Origin of the sequence: Micromonospora sp. NPDC047548 (genome assembly GCF_040642975.1) — a bacterium.
Classification (GTDB): Bacteria; Actinomycetota; Actinomycetes; order Mycobacteriales; family Micromonosporaceae; genus Micromonospora.
Map to the genome: position 1 here is coordinate 109,572 of NZ_JBEYTI010000001.1, position 15,818 is coordinate 125,389.

At 71.5% G+C, this 15,818-nt stretch carries 16 protein-coding genes; 8 read left to right on the forward strand and 8 right to left on the reverse strand.

All coding sequences use genetic code 11. The annotated features are described in order from the left end of the window. Positions 1–87 precede the first annotated feature (87 nt). From hisC to hppD, 4 genes are read right to left on the reverse strand one after another with little or no spacing between them, the layout of a single operon-like run. Positions 88–1,191, reverse strand: coding sequence for a histidinol-phosphate transaminase (hisC, locus tag ABZ807_RS00500; RefSeq protein ID WP_357151008.1), 1,104 nt, complete (start codon positions 1,189–1,191; stop codon positions 88–90). Beyond that, positions 1,188–2,075: an RDD family protein gene (locus tag ABZ807_RS00505; protein ID WP_357151010.1), complete on the reverse strand. Its 888-nt coding sequence runs from the start codon at positions 2,073–2,075 to the stop codon at positions 1,188–1,190. Before ABZ807_RS00505 ends, hisC begins: the two co-directional genes overlap by 4 nt. Beyond that, complete coding sequence (locus tag ABZ807_RS00510; protein WP_357151012.1) at positions 2,072–2,785, reverse strand: RDD family protein; 714 nt, start codon at positions 2,783–2,785, stop codon at positions 2,072–2,074. The genes ABZ807_RS00505 and ABZ807_RS00510 overlap by 4 nt, the downstream gene beginning before the upstream one ends. Before the next feature lie 11 nt (positions 2,786–2,796). Next, on the reverse strand, positions 2,797–4,002 hold the full coding sequence (gene hppD, locus ABZ807_RS00515; protein WP_357151014.1) for a 4-hydroxyphenylpyruvate dioxygenase: 1,206 nt from the start codon (positions 4,000–4,002) through the stop codon (positions 2,797–2,799). Between the two features lie 145 nt (positions 4,003–4,147). Between hppD and ABZ807_RS00520 the strand changes: the two genes are divergently transcribed. From ABZ807_RS00520 to ABZ807_RS00530, 3 genes are all read left to right on the forward strand, one after another. Next, positions 4,148–4,639: an Lrp/AsnC family transcriptional regulator gene (locus ABZ807_RS00520; protein ID WP_357151016.1), complete on the forward strand. Its 492-nt coding sequence runs from the start codon at positions 4,148–4,150 to the stop codon at positions 4,637–4,639. A 139-nt stretch (positions 4,640–4,778) separates the two neighbouring features. Continuing rightward, the gene (locus ABZ807_RS00525; protein WP_357151455.1) at positions 4,779–6,233 is read left to right on the forward strand and encodes a PQQ-binding-like beta-propeller repeat protein; all 1,455 of its coding nucleotides are present in this window, start codon (positions 4,779–4,781) and stop codon (positions 6,231–6,233) included. 91 nt (positions 6,234–6,324) lie between these two features. Next, positions 6,325–7,992 carry a fumarate hydratase gene (locus ABZ807_RS00530; protein WP_357151018.1) on the forward strand — a complete coding sequence of 556 codons (1,668 nt, stop codon included), beginning with the start codon at positions 6,325–6,327 and terminating at the stop codon, positions 7,990–7,992. A gap of 52 nt (positions 7,993–8,044) precedes the next feature. Here ABZ807_RS00530 and ABZ807_RS00535 read toward each other — a convergent pair whose 3' ends face one another. Further along, positions 8,045–9,583 (reverse strand): hypothetical protein, encoded by a 1,539-nt coding sequence (locus tag ABZ807_RS00535; protein ID WP_357151020.1) that lies wholly within the window; start codon positions 9,581–9,583, stop codon positions 8,045–8,047. A gap of 156 nt (positions 9,584–9,739) precedes the next feature. On the opposite strand from ABZ807_RS00535, the gene ABZ807_RS00540 reads away from it, so the two are divergent. Next, on the forward strand, positions 9,740–11,149 hold the full coding sequence (locus tag ABZ807_RS00540) for a class II fumarate hydratase (RefSeq protein ID WP_357151022.1): 1,410 nt from the start codon (positions 9,740–9,742) through the stop codon (positions 11,147–11,149). Positions 11,150–11,226: 77 nt separating this feature from the next. Here the strand turns inward: ABZ807_RS00540 and ABZ807_RS00545 are convergent, their stop codons facing one another. Both ABZ807_RS00545 and ABZ807_RS00550 read right to left on the reverse strand, forming a co-directional pair. Beyond that, positions 11,227–11,499, reverse strand: coding sequence for a hypothetical protein (locus tag ABZ807_RS00545; RefSeq protein WP_357151024.1), 273 nt, complete (start codon positions 11,497–11,499; stop codon positions 11,227–11,229). Next, complete coding sequence (locus ABZ807_RS00550) at positions 11,493–11,849, reverse strand: hypothetical protein (protein WP_357151026.1); 357 nt, start codon at positions 11,847–11,849, stop codon at positions 11,493–11,495. Before ABZ807_RS00550 ends, ABZ807_RS00545 begins: the two co-directional genes overlap by 7 nt. Before the next feature lie 254 nt (positions 11,850–12,103). On the opposite strand from ABZ807_RS00550, the gene ABZ807_RS00555 reads away from it, so the two are divergent. The 4 genes from ABZ807_RS00555 (at position 12,104) to ABZ807_RS00570 (ending at position 15,240) form a co-directional block, all read left to right on the forward strand. Beyond that, a complete protein-coding gene (locus ABZ807_RS00555; protein ID WP_357151027.1) occupies positions 12,104–12,916 on the forward strand; it encodes a helix-turn-helix transcriptional regulator in 813 nt (270 codons plus the stop codon). Next, positions 12,907–13,089 (forward strand): DUF397 domain-containing protein, encoded by a 183-nt coding sequence (locus ABZ807_RS00560; RefSeq protein WP_357151029.1) that lies wholly within the window; start codon positions 12,907–12,909, stop codon positions 13,087–13,089. Before ABZ807_RS00555 ends, ABZ807_RS00560 begins: the two co-directional genes overlap by 10 nt. A gap of 446 nt (positions 13,090–13,535) precedes the next feature. Continuing rightward, positions 13,536–14,447, forward strand: a complete 912-nt coding sequence (locus ABZ807_RS00565; RefSeq protein WP_357151457.1) for a 2-hydroxyacid dehydrogenase — start codon at positions 13,536–13,538, stop codon at positions 14,445–14,447. A 226-nt stretch (positions 14,448–14,673) separates the two neighbouring features. Next, positions 14,674–15,240: a GNAT family N-acetyltransferase gene (locus ABZ807_RS00570; protein ID WP_357151030.1), complete on the forward strand. Its 567-nt coding sequence runs from the start codon at positions 14,674–14,676 to the stop codon at positions 15,238–15,240. On the opposite strand, the gene ABZ807_RS00575 is transcribed toward ABZ807_RS00570, so the two are convergent. Next, positions 15,200–15,745 (reverse strand): CGNR zinc finger domain-containing protein, encoded by a 546-nt coding sequence (locus ABZ807_RS00575; RefSeq protein WP_357151032.1) that lies wholly within the window; start codon positions 15,743–15,745, stop codon positions 15,200–15,202. The genes ABZ807_RS00570 and ABZ807_RS00575 overlap by 41 nt on opposite strands. Positions 15,746–15,818: the final 73 nt, after the last annotated feature.

Sequence of the window (15,818 nt, forward strand, 5' to 3'; positions counted from 1 at the left end):
ATCGGACAAAATGCTCTAATCTCGCATATAGTGCGAGTTGCCGGTCCGCCTCCGATCGGGGTTGGCGGAGGCGGACCGGGGCAGTGCTCAGGCCAGCGCGGACTCCGCCGCGGCCAGGAAGGCGTCGTTCTCGGCCGGGGTGCCGATGGTGACCCGGACCCCGTCGCCGGCGAACGGCCGGACGATCACACCGCGCGCCTCGCAGGCCCGGCCGAAGTCCACCGCCCGGTCGCCCAGCGGCAGCCAGACGAAGTTGGCCTGGCTGGCCGGCACGTCCGCGACCAGCTTGCGCAGCGCCTCGGTGACCCGGTCCCGCTCGGCGACGACCAGCGCGCAGCGCCGCTCCACCTCGTCCGCCTGGGCGAGTGCGGCCAGCGCGCCGGCCTGGGCGGCCATGCTGGTGGAGAACGGCGTGACCACCTTGCGCACGGTGGCGGCCACCTCGGGGGCGGCGACCAGGAAGCCGATCCGTAGCCCGGCCAGACCCCAGGCCTTGGACAGCGTGCGGAGCACCACCACGTTCGGCCGGTCCAGGTAGGTCAGGCCGTCCGGCACCTCCGGGTCGGTGACGAACTCGCGGTACGCCTCGTCGATGACGACCAGCACGTCCTCGCCGACGGAGTCGAGGAACCGGTCCAGCTCCGCCTTGCGGACCGCGGTGCCGGTGGGGTTGTTCGGGTTGCAGACCAGCACCATCCGGGTCCGGTCGGTCACCGCCGCCGCCATCGCCGCCAGGTCGTGGCCGTGGCCGGCGTCGTTGGGCACCCGCACGCTGGTCGCGCCGCTGGTCGCCGCGATGATCGGGTACGCCTCGAACGACCGCCACGAGTAGAGCAGCTCGTCGCCGGGCAGGCAGGTGGCCCGGACCAGGTGCTCGGCCAGCGCCACCGACCCACAGCCGGTGGCGATCCGGTCGGGGTCCACGCCGTACCGCTCGGCCAGCGCCTGGCGCAGCGCGACCACGCCCATGTCCGGGTAGCGGTGCGAGCCGGTGACCGCCTCGGTGACCGCCTCGACCACGCCGGGCAGCGGGCCGTACGGCACCTCGTTGCTGGCCAGCTTGATCGCCTCCGGCAGGCCCAGCTCGCGCGCCAGGTCGGCCGGGCTGCGGCCCGGTACGTAGTTGGGCAGCGCGTCCAGGTCGGCGCGGGTCAGGCGCAGCGCGGAACGGTGACGTCCGGTGTCGGTCATGGGGTGTCTCCCGGGGAATCGGCACGGTCGTGCGGGGCGGTACGGGTGGCGGGGTCGCCGGATCGCGGCAGTTGCACCACGACGGTCTGGGCACGCTTGTCGTGCAGCGCCTGGCGCAGCGGGTGGTCGAAGAGCGCGGAGATCGCGTCGACGAACTGGAGGAGCAGGCCGAAGCCGCAGCAGTACCAGAGCAGGGTGGGCAGGCCCAGCGTGCTCCACCGGCGGGTCGCCCGGCCGAAGCCCAGCGGCTGGTCCGCCTCGACGGACACCGCCCGGATGCGCATCACCCGCTTGCCGAGGGTCTGCCCCCGGGCGGCCATCGCGGGCACCTCGTACGCGAACCAGAGCCCGGTGGCGATCACCAGGATGGCGATCGGGAGACCGGCGGCCTGCTCCCCGGGGGCCGGCAGCGGCGCGGTGGTGGTGTCGCCCGTGCTGGCCCGGCGCCACGCCTCGTCGAGGGCGGGGGAGAGCTCGCGGACGTACCGCCAGACGAACCAGCCGTTGACCAGCACGTTGAGCAGGAAGACCAGGCCGAAGTCGATCAGGCGGGCGAGTAGCCGGGAGCCGTACCCGGCCAGCGGCAGCCCGTGCGGGCGCGGCTCCGGCGGACGCCCCGGCCAGGTGGGGTAGGGCCAGCCGGGCGGCGGCCCCTGCGGGCCCGCGCCGGGGCCGGGCGGGCCTGACGGCACGGGGAACCCGGTGGCCGGCGCGGCCGGGGAGGCCGGCGGCGGCTCCGGGGCGGGCTCCGGCTCCGGCGGCGGGGGCCCCTCCGGCGGGGCGACGTCGACCGGAATCGGCGCGCCGATCCAGCCCTCGCCGTCCCACCAACGCCTGGTGCTGGGCTCAGCGGGGTCGACGTACCAGCCTGGTTGCACGCTCACCCGGACACCTTAACGACGACGGTGCCGGCGAACTTGTCGTGGAGGCACTGCTGCCAGGGCTTGTCCCACAGCTGCCAGAGCCCGTCGACGTAGCTGAACCCGGGGACGATCGATCCGCCGATCTGGTGGGCGGCCCACCGCTTGGCCGCCATCTTCCGGTCCAGCGCGGCGGCGGGGTCGAGCGGCACGATACGCAGCTTCATCACCCGCTTGCCCACCGTCTGCCCGGTCCTGAACATCATCTCCACGTGGAAGACGTACGTCACGCCGATCGCGAACAGGAAGATCCCGGCCTCCAGGGCCAGGAACGGCAGCAGGAAGTCGGTGATCGGGTCCGGCTCGACGTACGTGCCCTCCGGCGTGGTGGCGGTCAGGTCGGGCAGCACCGCCATGAAGAAGACGAGCACGGCGGGCAGGATGACCACCATGCAGGCGGCCATGATCACCAGTCCGTCGACCAGCACCGCCAGCAGCCGGTCGCCGAAGCTGGCCAGCGGCTGGCCGCCGGGTCCGAGCGGCACGGCCGGGAAGCCGGGCCGGGGTGGGAGGCCGGGGGCGGGCGCCGGGTAGGTCGGCAGCCCGGAGTACGGGCCGGGCTGCGCCGGCACGGCGTACCCCTGGGAGGTGGGACCAGAGGGCGGCGCGAAGCCGCCGGCGGCGGGCGAGGGCCCACCGGCCGGCGGCGTCGGGTACGTCGGAGGCTGCGTCACGCTCGACAGTGTTACAGGTTGCCGCGGGCTTCCTGCTCCCGCTCGATCGCCTCGAAGAGCGCCTTGAAGTTGCCCTTGCCGAAACCGAGCGAGCCGTGCCGCTCGATGAGCTCGAAGAAGACCGTCGGGCGGTCCTGCACCGGCTTGGTGAAGATCTGGAGCAGATAGCCGTCCTCGTCCCGGTCGACCAGGATCTTGCGGGACTTCAGCTCCTCGATCGGCACCCGCACCTGGCCGATCCGGGCGCGCAGCTCCGGGTCGTCGTAGTACGAGTCCGGGGTGGCCAGGAACTCGACGCCGGCGGCGCGCATCGCGTCGACGCTGGCCAGGATGTCGTTGGTGGCCACGGCGATGTGCTGGGCACCCGGGCCCTGGTAGAACTCCAGGTACTCGTCGATCTGCGACTTCTTGCGGGCGATCGCCGGCTCGTTGAGCGGGAACTTCACCTTGCGGGTGCCGTTGGCGACGACCTTGCTCATCAGCGCCGAGTAGTCGGTGGCGATGTCGTCACCGATGAACTCGGCCATGTTCGAGAAGCCCATGACCCGCTTGTAGAACTCCACCCACTCGTCCATCCGGCCGAGCTCGACGTTGCCGACCACGTGGTCGACCGCCTGGAAGAAGCGCTTCGGCTGGATGCCGGCGTCGATCATCGGCTGCCGGTCCACGATCGGGCCGCGGGCGACGAAGCCGGGCAGGAACGGCCCGGTGTAGCGGGACCGGTCGACCAGGGTGTGCCGGGTGTCGCCGTACGCGGCGATGGCGGCCAGCCGGACGGTGCCGTGCTCGTCGGCGACGTCGTGCGGCTCGACCAGCCCGGTGGCGCCCTGTGCCACGGCGTGCGCGTACGCGGCGTCGACGTCCGGCACCTCCAGCGCGATGTCGGAGACGCCGTCGCTGTGCTTGGCGACGTGGTCGGCGCCAGCGGCGTCGGGGCGGACCACACCGGTCAGCACGAACCGGGCGGAGCCGCTGGTCAGCACGTACTCGGCGTGGTCGCGGTAGCCCTGCTCCGGCCCCCGGTACGCCACGCAGGTCATGCCGAACGCGGTGGAGTAGTAGTGCGCGGCCTGCTTGGCGTTGCCGACCAGGAAGTGCACGTGGTCGAGGCCCTTGACCGGGAACGGGTCCCGGCTGATGTCGTGGTCGACGGCGCCGATGAGGGCGTCGACGTCGACCTCCTCGGTCGACTGGGGTCGGTCGATCGCCTGGGTCATGGTGTCCTCCCTTGCGTACCGGCCGGCCTCGTGGGCCGTCGCGGTGTTCCGATGCTCTTGCAGGGAGGATCGCGGTGACCCGGCTCACTGGGCAACCGTCGCCAATTCTGCTGGTCATCCTGCACATTCGGTAGAGTGCTGAACCATGAATGCTGGACAGGATGTACAGCTCGACGAGTTGGACGCCCGGTTGATCCAGTTGCTCGCCGACGAGCCGCGGATCGGGGTGCTGGAGTGTTCCCGCCGGCTCGGGGTGGCCCGGGGCACCGTCCAGGCCCGGCTGGACAAGCTGGTCGAGCGGCGGGTGATCGGCGGCTTCGGGCCGGACGTCTCGCCGGCCGCGATCGGCTTCGGGGTGACCAGCTTCGTCACCCTGGAGATCAGCCAGCGACACGGCCACGACGCGGTCACCGCCCACCTGGCCGCCATCCCCGAGGTGCTGGAGGCGCACACCATCACCGGCGGCAGCGACCTGCTCTGCCGCATCGTCGCGAGATCCAACACGGACCTCCAGCGGGTGATCGACCAGATCGTCTCGTACGAGGGCATCCGCCGCGCCTCCACGATCATCGCGCTGGCCGAGCAGATCCCCTACCGCGTCCTGCCCCTGGTCCGCTCCGCCGCCGCGCTGCGCTGACGCCCCGTGCTCCCGCCGCGAGGGCGCCGGCGGCACGGCCGGCCGGGCGGATCGGGGGACCGACGGGAGCTGCCGGCGCGGAGAAAGGGCGGCGACACTCCGGCGCGGGGCGGGGGGAGGTTCGGTGATCGTCGCTACCGTGTGCGGTGTGAAGGGCCTTGGCGTACGCGGCTGGTTGCTGCTGGGGCTCGTCACCGTGGTCGTCCTCGCCGCCACGGGGGTCTGGAACCCGTTCCCCGGCATGTGGGACTGGATCGACCGCCGGCAGCCGATCTCCGAGCCGGACGTGGTCTGGCAGGAGCGCATCGGCGGCACCCCGAAGAGCGTGACCATCGCCGGGGACACCGTCGTGGTCGAGCAGCGGACCCGGGTCGAGGCGCGCAGCCTGGCCACCGGGACGCAGCTGTGGGAACGCAAGGCGGACTGGGCGGCAGTGGCCGGCGGCGCCCGGGACCCGGTCGTCGCCGTGGGCAAGCTGCTGGTCAAGGGGTACGAACTGCTCGACCCGACGACCGGGGCGGTACGCCGGCGCGACGACGACGCGGTGGCCGTCTGGACGTACCGGAACATGCTGCTCGACGCGCACTGCGTCGAGCCGACCGACTGCACGCTGACCGCCTGGGACCCGCGCGGCACCAGGCCGCTCTGGACGGCGTTCCTGCCCGGCGTGAGCGCCGGGCTCTTCGCCGACAATCCCCACCTGCTCGGCACCCGCCGGCTCACCGCGCCCCGGATCGACGGCGGGGTGGCCGGCCCCGAGTCGGTACCGCCGATGCTCGGCTTCCCCGTCGACGGCCGGGTGCACGTGGTGGACACCGCAACCGGGCGGGTGGTGCAGAACGTCGAGCCCGGGCGGGACGAGCGGCTCGCCGTGATCGGCGGCCGGATGCTCCGGATCACCGCCGTCTCCCGGGACGGCACCTGCCAGTACGCCATCTCCGCCCGCGACCCGGCCACCGGCCAGGAGGCGTGGCGAAAGGCCGGGGTCAACCTGCGGACCGCCGACAGTGCGGGCTGCGTGCAGCGGGAGGACCCGCAGGGCGCCCGGAACGTCCTGATCGGCGTGGCACCGGACGGCCGGGAGGCGGTCATCGACGGGTACAACGGGCGGCTGCTCCTGGTCGACGCGGACGGCGAGAAGCTGCTCGCCGTCGACGACCGGTACGCGCTGGTGCGTACCGCCGACAAGCGCACCGTCGTCGGCCGGGAGTTGGGCGTCGACCGGGTGAGCTGGAAGCGCCCCGCCGGCGGCCGGGCGGGCGCGGCGCTCACCCCGTACGCGGCGATCGTCACCGAGGAGAAGCCGAACCGGCTGATCGTGCTCGACCCGCGTACCGGTCGGGAACTGGTGGTCCTGCGGACCAGCGCGAACGCGCTCGCCGTCGGGCCGGACGGCATGATCATCGGAGAGGGGCGGGAGATCGGGTACGTCCGGTTCGGCGGTGGCGGCGCCGAACCGCCGCCGAACCGCGACGGTGGCGGCGTCCCCGTCCCCGGCGACACCGGGAGCGGCACCGGAGGCGTCCCCGGCGACCAGGGCGACTGCGGGCCGAAACGGGAACGCTGCCCCGACCCGCAGGACAAGGACAGCTGAGCGCGGCGGGTCCGCCCCGGATGAGAGCGGGGTCCTATGACCCACCCGTCGGGTGCCACCGATCGACGGGTCTGCCCTAGGCTTCCCCCTCATGAGCAGTGCCGCCGCGTTCTCGTACTCCCCCTTGCTGCCGACCGGTCCGGACCAGACGGAGTACCGCCTGGTCACGGACGAGGGCGTCGACGTCGTCAACGGCCCGGGGGGCCGCCGGTTCCTGACCGTGGAGCCGGCCGCGCTGACCGCGCTGACCGCCGAGGCGATGCACGACATCGCCCACTTCCTGCGCCCCGCGCACCTGGCTCAGCTGCGGTCGATCATCGACGACCCGGCCGCCTCGCCGAACGACCGGTTCGTCGCGCTGGACCTGCTGCGCAACGCCAACATCGCCGCCGGTGGCGTGCTGCCGATGTGCCAGGACACCGGCACCGCGATCGTGATGGGCAAGCGCGGCCGGCACGTGCTCACCGACGGTACCGACGCCGAGGCGATCTCGCGCGGCGTCTGGCAGGCGTACACCCGGCTCAACCTGCGCTACTCGCAGCTCGCCCCGCTGACCATGTGGGACGAGCGGAACACCGGCAGCAACCTGCCGGCCCAGGTGGAGCTGTACGCGGAGGACCCGGACGGGCACCCGGACGCGTACAAGTTCCTCTTCATGGCCAAGGGCGGCGGCTCGGCCAACAAGTCCTACCTCTACCAGGAGACCAAGGCGCTGCTGAACCCGACGCGGATGATGCAGTTCCTGGAGGAGAAGCTGCGGCTCATCGGCACCGCGGCGTGCCCGCCGTACCACCTGGCCATCGTCATCGGCGGCACCTCCGCCGAGTACGCCCTGAAGACCGCCAAGTACGCCTCCGCCAAGTACCTCGACGCGCTGCCCACCTCCGGCTCGATGACCGCGCACGGCTTCCGCGACCTGGCGCTGGAGGCGGAGGTGCTGGAGCTGACCCGCAACTTCGGCATCGGTGCCCAGTTCGGCGGCCGGTACTTCTGCCACGACGTGCGGGTGGTCCGGCTGCCCCGGCACGGCGCGTCCTGCCCGGTGGCGATCGCCGTCTCCTGCTCGGCCGATCGGCAGGCGGTCGCGAAGATCACCCCGTCGGGCGTCTGGCTGGAGCGCCTGGAGACCGACCCGGCCCGCTTCCTGCCCGACGTCACCGACGAGACGCTGGACGCCGAGACGGTGGTCAAGGTCGACCTCAACCGGCCGATGGACGAGATCCGGGCCGAGCTGTCGAAGTACCCGGTGAAGACCCGGCTGTCGCTGACCGGCCCGCTGGTCGTCGCCCGGGACATCGCGCACGCCAAGATCGCCGAGCGGCTGGACGCGGGTGAGCCGATGCCGCAGTACCTGCGCGACCACGCCGTCTACTACGCCGGCCCGGCCAAGACCCCCGAGGGGTACGCCTCCGGCTCGTTCGGCCCGACCACGGCCGGCCGGATGGACGCCTACGTGGAGAAGTTCCAGGCCGCCGGCGGCTCCCAGGTGATGCTCGCGAAGGGAAACCGCTCGGCCCAGGTCACCCGCTCCTGCCAGCAGCACGGCGGCTTCTACCTCGGCTCGATCGGCGGCCCGGCGGCCCGGCTCGCCCAGGACTGCATCAAGCACGTCGAGGTCCTGGAATACCCGGAGCTGGGCATGGAGGCGGTCTGGAAGATCCAGGTCGAGGACTTCCCGGCGTTCATCGTGGTCGACGACAAGGGCGACGACTTCTTCGCCGAGGTCACCAAGCCGGTGCTGACCGTCGGTCGCCGCTGACCCTGACGATGCCGAAGGGGCGCCGGGCGGTCAGCCCGGCGCCCCTTGGTCGTCACTCCGCTTCCGGCACCCAGAGGAAAGTCCAGGCCTCGCCCGAGGACAATCCGTCCGCGGTCCTGCTACGGACGTACAGGAAGTACACGTCGGAGACCTCCGGCGTGATGGTCACCCGCGCGGTGCCGTCCGCGTCGGCGCGGACGGTGGTCTCCTCGCCCTCGTTGAGCCGGTAGGTGTACTCGACCACGTTCTCCATGTTGGGAGCGAAGGTGAACCGACGGGGCGTACCGGCCGGTGCCTCCGGGTCCTCGTCGTTGATCGTCGGCGCGGTGGACCGGACGATGAACTGGTAGAACGTGCCCTCGGAGAAGTTCCCGGCCCGGTCGACGCTCTGCACGAAGAGCCGCCTCGGTCCGTCCTGCTGGGGCGCGTAGCTCACCGTCGCCGACCGGCCCGACGCGTCCACCGGGACGAAGTGCGTGGCCGAACCGTATTCCCCATAGCTGAAGCCCGCGAGGTCGTCGGCGTCGGCGGTGAAGGTGAAGCTGCCCGGGATGCTGGGCCCACCGGTGCCCGGCCAGCCGCCCTGCTCCGGGTAGTCCGTGGAGGAGACGGTCGGGGCGGCCGGCGCCACCGTGTCGACGGTGAACCGGCACTCCGGCGACCAGTCCGAGCTGTCGTACTTGTCGGATGCCCGCACGGAGAAGGCGTAGGTGTTCCCGTGGCTGAGCGTGCCCCGCTCGAGTAGATACACGTACCGGGACGGGCTGGACTGACCGTCGAAGGTCACCTCCGTCCGCTCCGCCGGCCGATCGACCGGCCACCAGGCGAAGGTCGCTGCCACCTGGTCGTGGCCCCCGGTCTCGTTGACGTCGGGGTCGGAGACCGCGGCCCGAAGTATCGGCGTGGTGGTGCGGATCGTCAGCGCGCTGTCGCACGCCATGCCCTCGACGGTGAGCTGGTCGGGAACGTTCGGCGGCGTGTTGTGGTCGAGGGAGATCCCGACGCTCTTGATCTGACGACCGTAGTGCTTGTTCGCCTCGTGGTCGCCGGCGATCCGGGCCATCAGCGTGAGCTGGTCCCGCCCGTCCGCCACCGCCTGGCGCACCGCCTCGGTGATCATCACCCCGATGAAGCTGCTTCCGCAGGGCAGGTTGGGGTAGGCGACGTCCGCCACCTTTTCCCGTGCCTTCGGGGCGGTGTTCCAGGTCGGGGCGCTGGTGGGCGGGTCGGTCCGCCACAGCTCGATCTCGCGCGGCTTGTCGCAGTCGTTGACCTTCGTCTCCCCGGTGATGGCGCGGGCCGAGACGATCCGCTGCCCTCGGTAGGACGTCAGGTCGAAGGTGAAGTACGCCCGGGCGGTGTGCTTGGCCCCGTCGGACTCCCAGGTGCCCACCGGCACGGTGTCGTCGGAAGCGGAGAAGGACCTGGCCGGTTGCCAGGCGTCGGTCCACGTGACGCTGGTCGGGGTGGCGTAGTCGAGCATGGCCGCCGCCGGTTGTCCGGTCACGGCCACCAGACCGGCCGTTGCCAGCAGGAGAGCGCCGGCGGTGGCGACCGTCCGGCGTGCCGAGCCCCCGTGTCGGATCGACATGAAACCTCCGAGTGGTGTACGGAAAGGTGTTGTGATCTTAAGCTCATCGAACAATGGGAGGCGTCGGGCTTTCGGGCCGTGCCCGGGAGACGGGGAGACGGGTGAGGCCGCGTCGGGCCGCGGCTTTCCCTGCGGGTCGCCGACCAGCGCGGCAGGATGGTACGCGTGACGACTCCAGAGGCGGCGGGCTACCGGATCGAACGCGACTCGATGGGCGAGGTGGAGGTGCCCGCCGAGGCGTTGTGGCGGGCGCAGACCCAGCGCGCGGTGCAGAACTTCCCGATCTCGGGGCGCGGCATCGAACCGGCCCAGATCAAGGCCCTGGCCCAGATCAAGGGTGCCGCCGCGCAGGTCAACGGGGAGTTGGGCGTGATCGGCGCGGACGTGGCCGCCGTGATCGCCGCCGCCGCCGCGCACGTGGCCGACGGCGGGTACGACGACCAGTTCCCGATCGACGTGTTCCAGACCGGCTCGGGGACGTCGTCCAACATGAACGCCAACGAGGTGATCGCCACCCTGGCCGGCCGCGAGCTGGGCCGGGCGGTGCACCCCAACGACGACGTCAACGCCTCGCAGTCGAGCAACGACGTCTTCCCGTCCTCCATCCACCTGGCCGCCACCCAGTTCGTGGTGGAGGATCTGATCCCCTCGTTGCAGCACCTGGCCGGGGCGCTGGAGGATAAGGCAGCCGAATTCGAGACCGTGGTCAAGGCGGGGCGTACCCACCTGATGGACGCCACTCCGGTCACCCTGGGCCAGGAGTTCGGCGGCTACGCCGCCCAGGTCCGCTACGGCGTCGAGCGGCTGGAGGCGGCGCTGCCCCGGCTGGCCGAGCTGCCGCTGGGCGGCACCGCCGTGGGCACCGGCATCAACACCCCGCTCGGCTTCGCCGCGAAGGTGATCGAGAAGCTGCGCGCCTCGACCGGGCTGCCGCTGACCGAGGCGCGCAACCATTTCGAGGCGCAGGGTGCCCGGGACGCGCTGGTGGAGACCTCCGGCCAGCTGCGCACGATCGCCGTGGGGCTCTACAAGATGGCCAACGACATCCGCTGGATGGGGTCCGGGCCGCGCGCCGGCCTGCGTGAGCTGCGCATCCCCGACCTCCAGCCCGGCTCGTCGATCATGCCGGGCAAGGTGAACCCGGTGGTCGCCGAGGCGATGCGGCAGGTCTGCGCGCAGGTCATCGGCAACGACGCGACGGTTGCCTTCGCCGGCTCGCAGGGCGACTTCGAGTTGAACGTGATGCTCCCGGTGATGGGCCGCAACCTGCTGGAGTCGATCGGGCTGCTGGCCGCGTCGAGCCGGCTCTTCGCCGACCGGCTGGTGGTCGGCCTGGTCGCGGACGCCGAGGTCTGCCTGGCGTACGCGGAGGGGTCGCCGTCGATCGTCACCCCGCTCAACCGCCACCTCGGGTACGACGAGGCCGCCTCGATCGCCAAGGAGGCGCTGGCCAAGCAGACGTCCATCCGCGAGGTGGTGATCGCCCGGGGCCACGTGGACTCCGGCAAGCTCTCCGAGACCCAGCTCGACGAGGCACTGGACCTGCTCCGGATGACCCACCCCTGATCACTTCTCGCCCCGTTTGCGGCGTGTCGCGGTGTCCCGCCGCCCCGGACACCGCGACATGCCGCAAACGGGGTGGATCACCGGTCCTCCGGCGTCCCGTGGCCACGCGGTACCCAGGCGAGGAAACGTCGGAACAGCGTCGCCGGGTCCGGCCCGTCCTGCGGATTGAGCCGGTGCAGGTCCGCGGCGGCGTCGTGCAGGACTGTGCAGAGGTAGACGCTGAGCGCGACCCGGTCGTGGGCGTACTCGGCGACCAGGGCGAGGCGGGCGTTGGCGCAGGGCCACGGCGCGGCGCAGACCCGGCAGAGCCAGAGCGGACGCAGCGGCAGGTGCGGGCGGTCGGTCACCACCGGCCGCCGTTGGCCCGCCACTGCTGCGCCAGCGTGAGCCAACCGGCGCGTCCCACCTGCGGGTACGCCAGCGTGGCGTCCGCCCACTCCGGACGCGGGGACGTGGGCGGGCCGGCGACCGGCTCGGTCGGCACGGTGGCGTGCCGGTCCGGGCACTCGCGCCACCGCAGCCCGCACGAGCACCGCCGGCCCAGGTTCCGCCAGGTCCGCCGGTGCCGGGGCGCGAGGGGTACGGGCCGTTCGTTGCGGGCCCACCCGACCGGGCCGGGGCGGGTGACCGGGGTCGGCACCGACCCTTCGGTGGGCCGGGGCGGCAGGGCGGGACGGTTTCTCCAGGTGGGCCGGGGCATCGCGTCGTCTCCAAGGTGGGTCGGCTGCGTGATCTCCCCCGGGGGTGGGACCGCCGGCCGGGGGAGCGGGCGGTCCCACCGCGACACCGACGCGCCCGGAGGGTGGGCGCTCGATGTCACGCTTCACAGTCTGCTGACGACACCACTACGGTGTGAAGGGTTTGCGCCCGTGCTGGGAGACGCCCTGCGTTCGTGGGTCCCCCGGCTGGCGCGGCACTGGAGTCGATCATCAGGGCGCTGGAGGGCGGCTGGGGATGGCGGACGGGCGGATGACGGCGGCGGCCTTCCTGGTCGCCGAGCTGCGCCGGGCGCGGATGCGTCGGGGTTGGAGCCAGGACGACCTCGCCAAGGCCGTCAACTACTCGGCGTCCATGGTGAGCGCGGTGGAGTTGGGGCAGCAGCAGCCCACGGCGAAGTACCTGGAACTGGTCGACAAGGCCCTGGACACCGGCGGCATCTTCGGCCGCATGCTCACCGAGCTGGTAGCCCTCGACAAGGCACAGGTCTGGCTACGAGGCGGTCGGGCGATCGAGAAGCAAGCCAAGGCACTGCGTTGGTACGAGCCATTGCATGTGCCCGGTCTGTTCCAGATCGAGGCGTATGCCCGAGCGGTATTCGAGGCCGGTTGCCTGCTCGATCCCGAAGAGGTGGATCGACGCCTCGCCGACCGAATGGAGCGGCAGGACATCCTCTACGGTGACCGACCACCCAAGATCGTGGCGGTCATGGACGAGGCGGCGCTCCGAAGGCCGGTGGGTAGCCGGAAGACAATGTGTGACCAGGTGTCGCACCTGGCCCAGCTCACCACTGAACACCCCCGTGTTCGGCTCCTCGTGGTGCCTCGCTCCGCAGGTGAGCACCCGGGGCTCGGTGGCCCGTTCATCCTCGCCGTTCTGACGGACGACTCCGAGGTGGCCTATCTGGACAGTCAGATCAGGGGTCAGGAGCTGGACCGACCGGAGGATCTGCGACGCCTGCAAAGGGTCTGGGAGACTATTCTCGGCGAGGCGTTGCCCCCGCAGGAGTCCATCGAGTTGATGAGGGAAGTGGCGGAGTCATGGAGTTGACCGGCGCTGCTTGGCGTAAGAGCAGCCGCAGCGGCCAGGACAACAACTGCGTCGAGGTGGCGACGAATCTGCCGGGGGTGGTCGGGGTGCGGGACAGCAAGGACCCGCGCGGTCCGGTGCTGGCCTTCGACCCGTACGCCTGGCGCGCCTTCGTGGCCGCGCCGCCGCGCTGACGTGACCGCCTTGCACGGGGCTCGGGGACTAGCGCTTGCCAAACGGCGGTAAGGGTGATCTTGATTTGACCTAAATGGCTGGCACTTTCAGCTTGCGGCGAGTTCGGCTCGTAGGTAGCTGTAGACGACTCTATTCTGACGCCGTTCGATGACGTCTTGGACGTGGTGTTGGGGTTTACCTCAGCTGGACACGTCCGGCCGCCGGTCGAGCCGCCAGCTCCGGCTCGATTTGGTGGTGGCAAGTCGCTCGCCAAGCCGCATCGCCAGCTCGCAGCGGACCCAGCGGCCCAAGGGCCGGATCGCGCTACCTGCGTCGAACAGCAGGAGCAAGGACGGCGATCACGTCCTGGATTAGGGGTGCCCTTGGAGTGGCTACGGCCTGCTCGACGGCCAACCCCGCCACCGACCAGGGCGAAGGCGGTGCGCAGCCAGGCGAGGACTACGGCATGCTTGTCGCCGTGCGCTACCTGATCTCTCACCCCGACGCAGTGGCCGAGCTTGGCGATCTCGATGTTGCGCTGTACGACGGCGCTCAGCCCCTGCCCGAGAACCTGGACGATGTCGAGTTTTACGCGGTTCCGTACGGGATTATTGATCCGCGCCTCTGCGAGCCGATCGCCCGGATGCCCCGGCTCAAAGTGGTGCAGACCGTGACCGCCGGCTACGACCACGTCCTGCCGTTCCTGCGGCCTGGTCTGATCCTGGCCAACGGCCGGGGCGTGCATGACGCGGCCACCGCCGAGCTGGCCGTGGCGCTCACCCTGGCCGCCCGGCGCCGGCTGCCGGACTTCGTCCGGGCGGGGGGCGAGGGCCGCTGGGCCTCGGGCTGGTCGACCGGGCTGGCTGACGCCCGGGTGCTGATCGTCGGGTACGGCTCGATCGGCGCCGCGATCGAGCGCCGGCTCGCTGGGTTCGAGGTGGAAATCAGCCGGGTGGCCCGGAGCGCCCGCCCCGGCGTGCGTCCGGTTTCCGAAATTGCGGAAATGTTGCCACAAGCGGATGTTGTTATCCTGACCACCCCGCTGACCCCGGAGACCGAGGGCCTGGTGAACAAGGATTTCCTCGCCAGGATGGCCGACGGTGCCCTGCTGGTGAACGTGTCGAGGGGCCGGGTGGTGGACTCCGAGGCGCTGCTCGCCGAGCTCAACGCGGGCCGGCTGCACGCTGCCCTGGACGTCACTGAACCCGAGCCGCTGCCCGCCGACCACCCGCTATGGTCCGCGCCGAACGTCCTGATCAGCCCGCACGTCGGCGGCCTGACCGCCGCGTTGGCACCCCGGGCCCGCCGACTGCTGGTCGACCAGGTGCGGCGGTACGCCGCGGGCGAGCCGCTCGCGAACGTCGTTATCGGGCCGTAACTTTCGGTCCCACCAGCGGGCCAACTCCGGTGCGTCCGGCGCCAGAGACGACGGAACTGGCTACGGCTCTATCCGTATCGGACATCACAGTGGCCGACACTCTGAGCGGCGTGTCGTGTCGGAAATTGCTACCCGATCATGGGGACTGCCCGGCCCGGGCCGCTGCGGTGGGGCGGTGACGGGATAACCCGTCGACCGGTGCGTGGGCTGACGGCATGATCCCGGCATGACCGCCGACGTGCTGCTGGAGACCGAGCGGCTGCGGCTGCGGCGGTTCACCCCGGACGACGTGGACCACCTGGTCGACCTGGACAGCGACCCGGAGGTGATGCGCTTCCTCGGCCGGCCCACCCCGCGCGCCACCGTCCGCGATGAGCAGCTGCCCCGGATCCTCGCGCAGTACGACCGCCACCCTGGCCTGGGCCGCTGGGCGGCTCTCGACCGGCAGAGCGGCGACTTCCTGGGCTGGTTCGCGCTCGACCCGTCCGACGACGGGACCGAGGCGGAGCTGGGCTACCGGCTGCGCCGGTCGGTGTGGGGACGCGGGCTGGCCACCGAGGGCTCCCGGCCGCTGCTCCGGCACGCCTTCGACACGGTGGGCGTGCGGCGGGTCTGGGCCGAGACCATGACGGTCAACACCCGCTCCCGCCAGGTGATGGCGAAGGCCGGCCTGCGGTACGTCCGCACCTTCCACCTGCACTTCGACGATCCGGTCCCGGGGACCGAACACGGCGAGGTGGAGTACGAGCTGCTCAGGAGCGAGTGGTCGCCCTCCTTGCCCGGTACGCGCTGACCGCGGCCCGGTTGCCGCAGCCCGCCTCACAGAACCGGCGGGACCGGTTCTTCGACAGGTCGACCAGCACGTTGTCGCAGTCCGGGTGGGCGCAGATCCGCAGCCGGTCCAGTTCGCCGAGGCGGACGAGATCGGCCAGGGCCATCGCCGCCTCGACGGCCATCCGGGTGGCCAGCGGCGCGTCCCGGGGCACCGCGTGCAGGTGGTACGGCTCGTCGTCGTGCCGGATCAACTGGGGCAGCGCGTGGGACTCGCGGAGCAGTTCGTTGACGATGGTGACGATCCCGTCGACATCGACGTACCAGATCTGGCGCAGCCGGGGGCGCAGCTCGCGTACCGATCGCAGCTCGGCCTCGGTGTGTTCGTGCCGGCCGGTCCAGCCGTGCGCCACGAAGAGCCGGTCCAGCGCGGCGACGTCGGGCAGCCCTTCGCCGTCCGGGCCGTCGGTGTTGACCAGGGCGGTCGTGGCGATCAACCCACATTCTGTGTCATGAGCAAAGAGCAACTTGACTCCTGTCAGAGCGGGCCGTTAGCGTCACCAGCATAAGCGTGGTTCGGTCATGACCACTGTGCCGGCG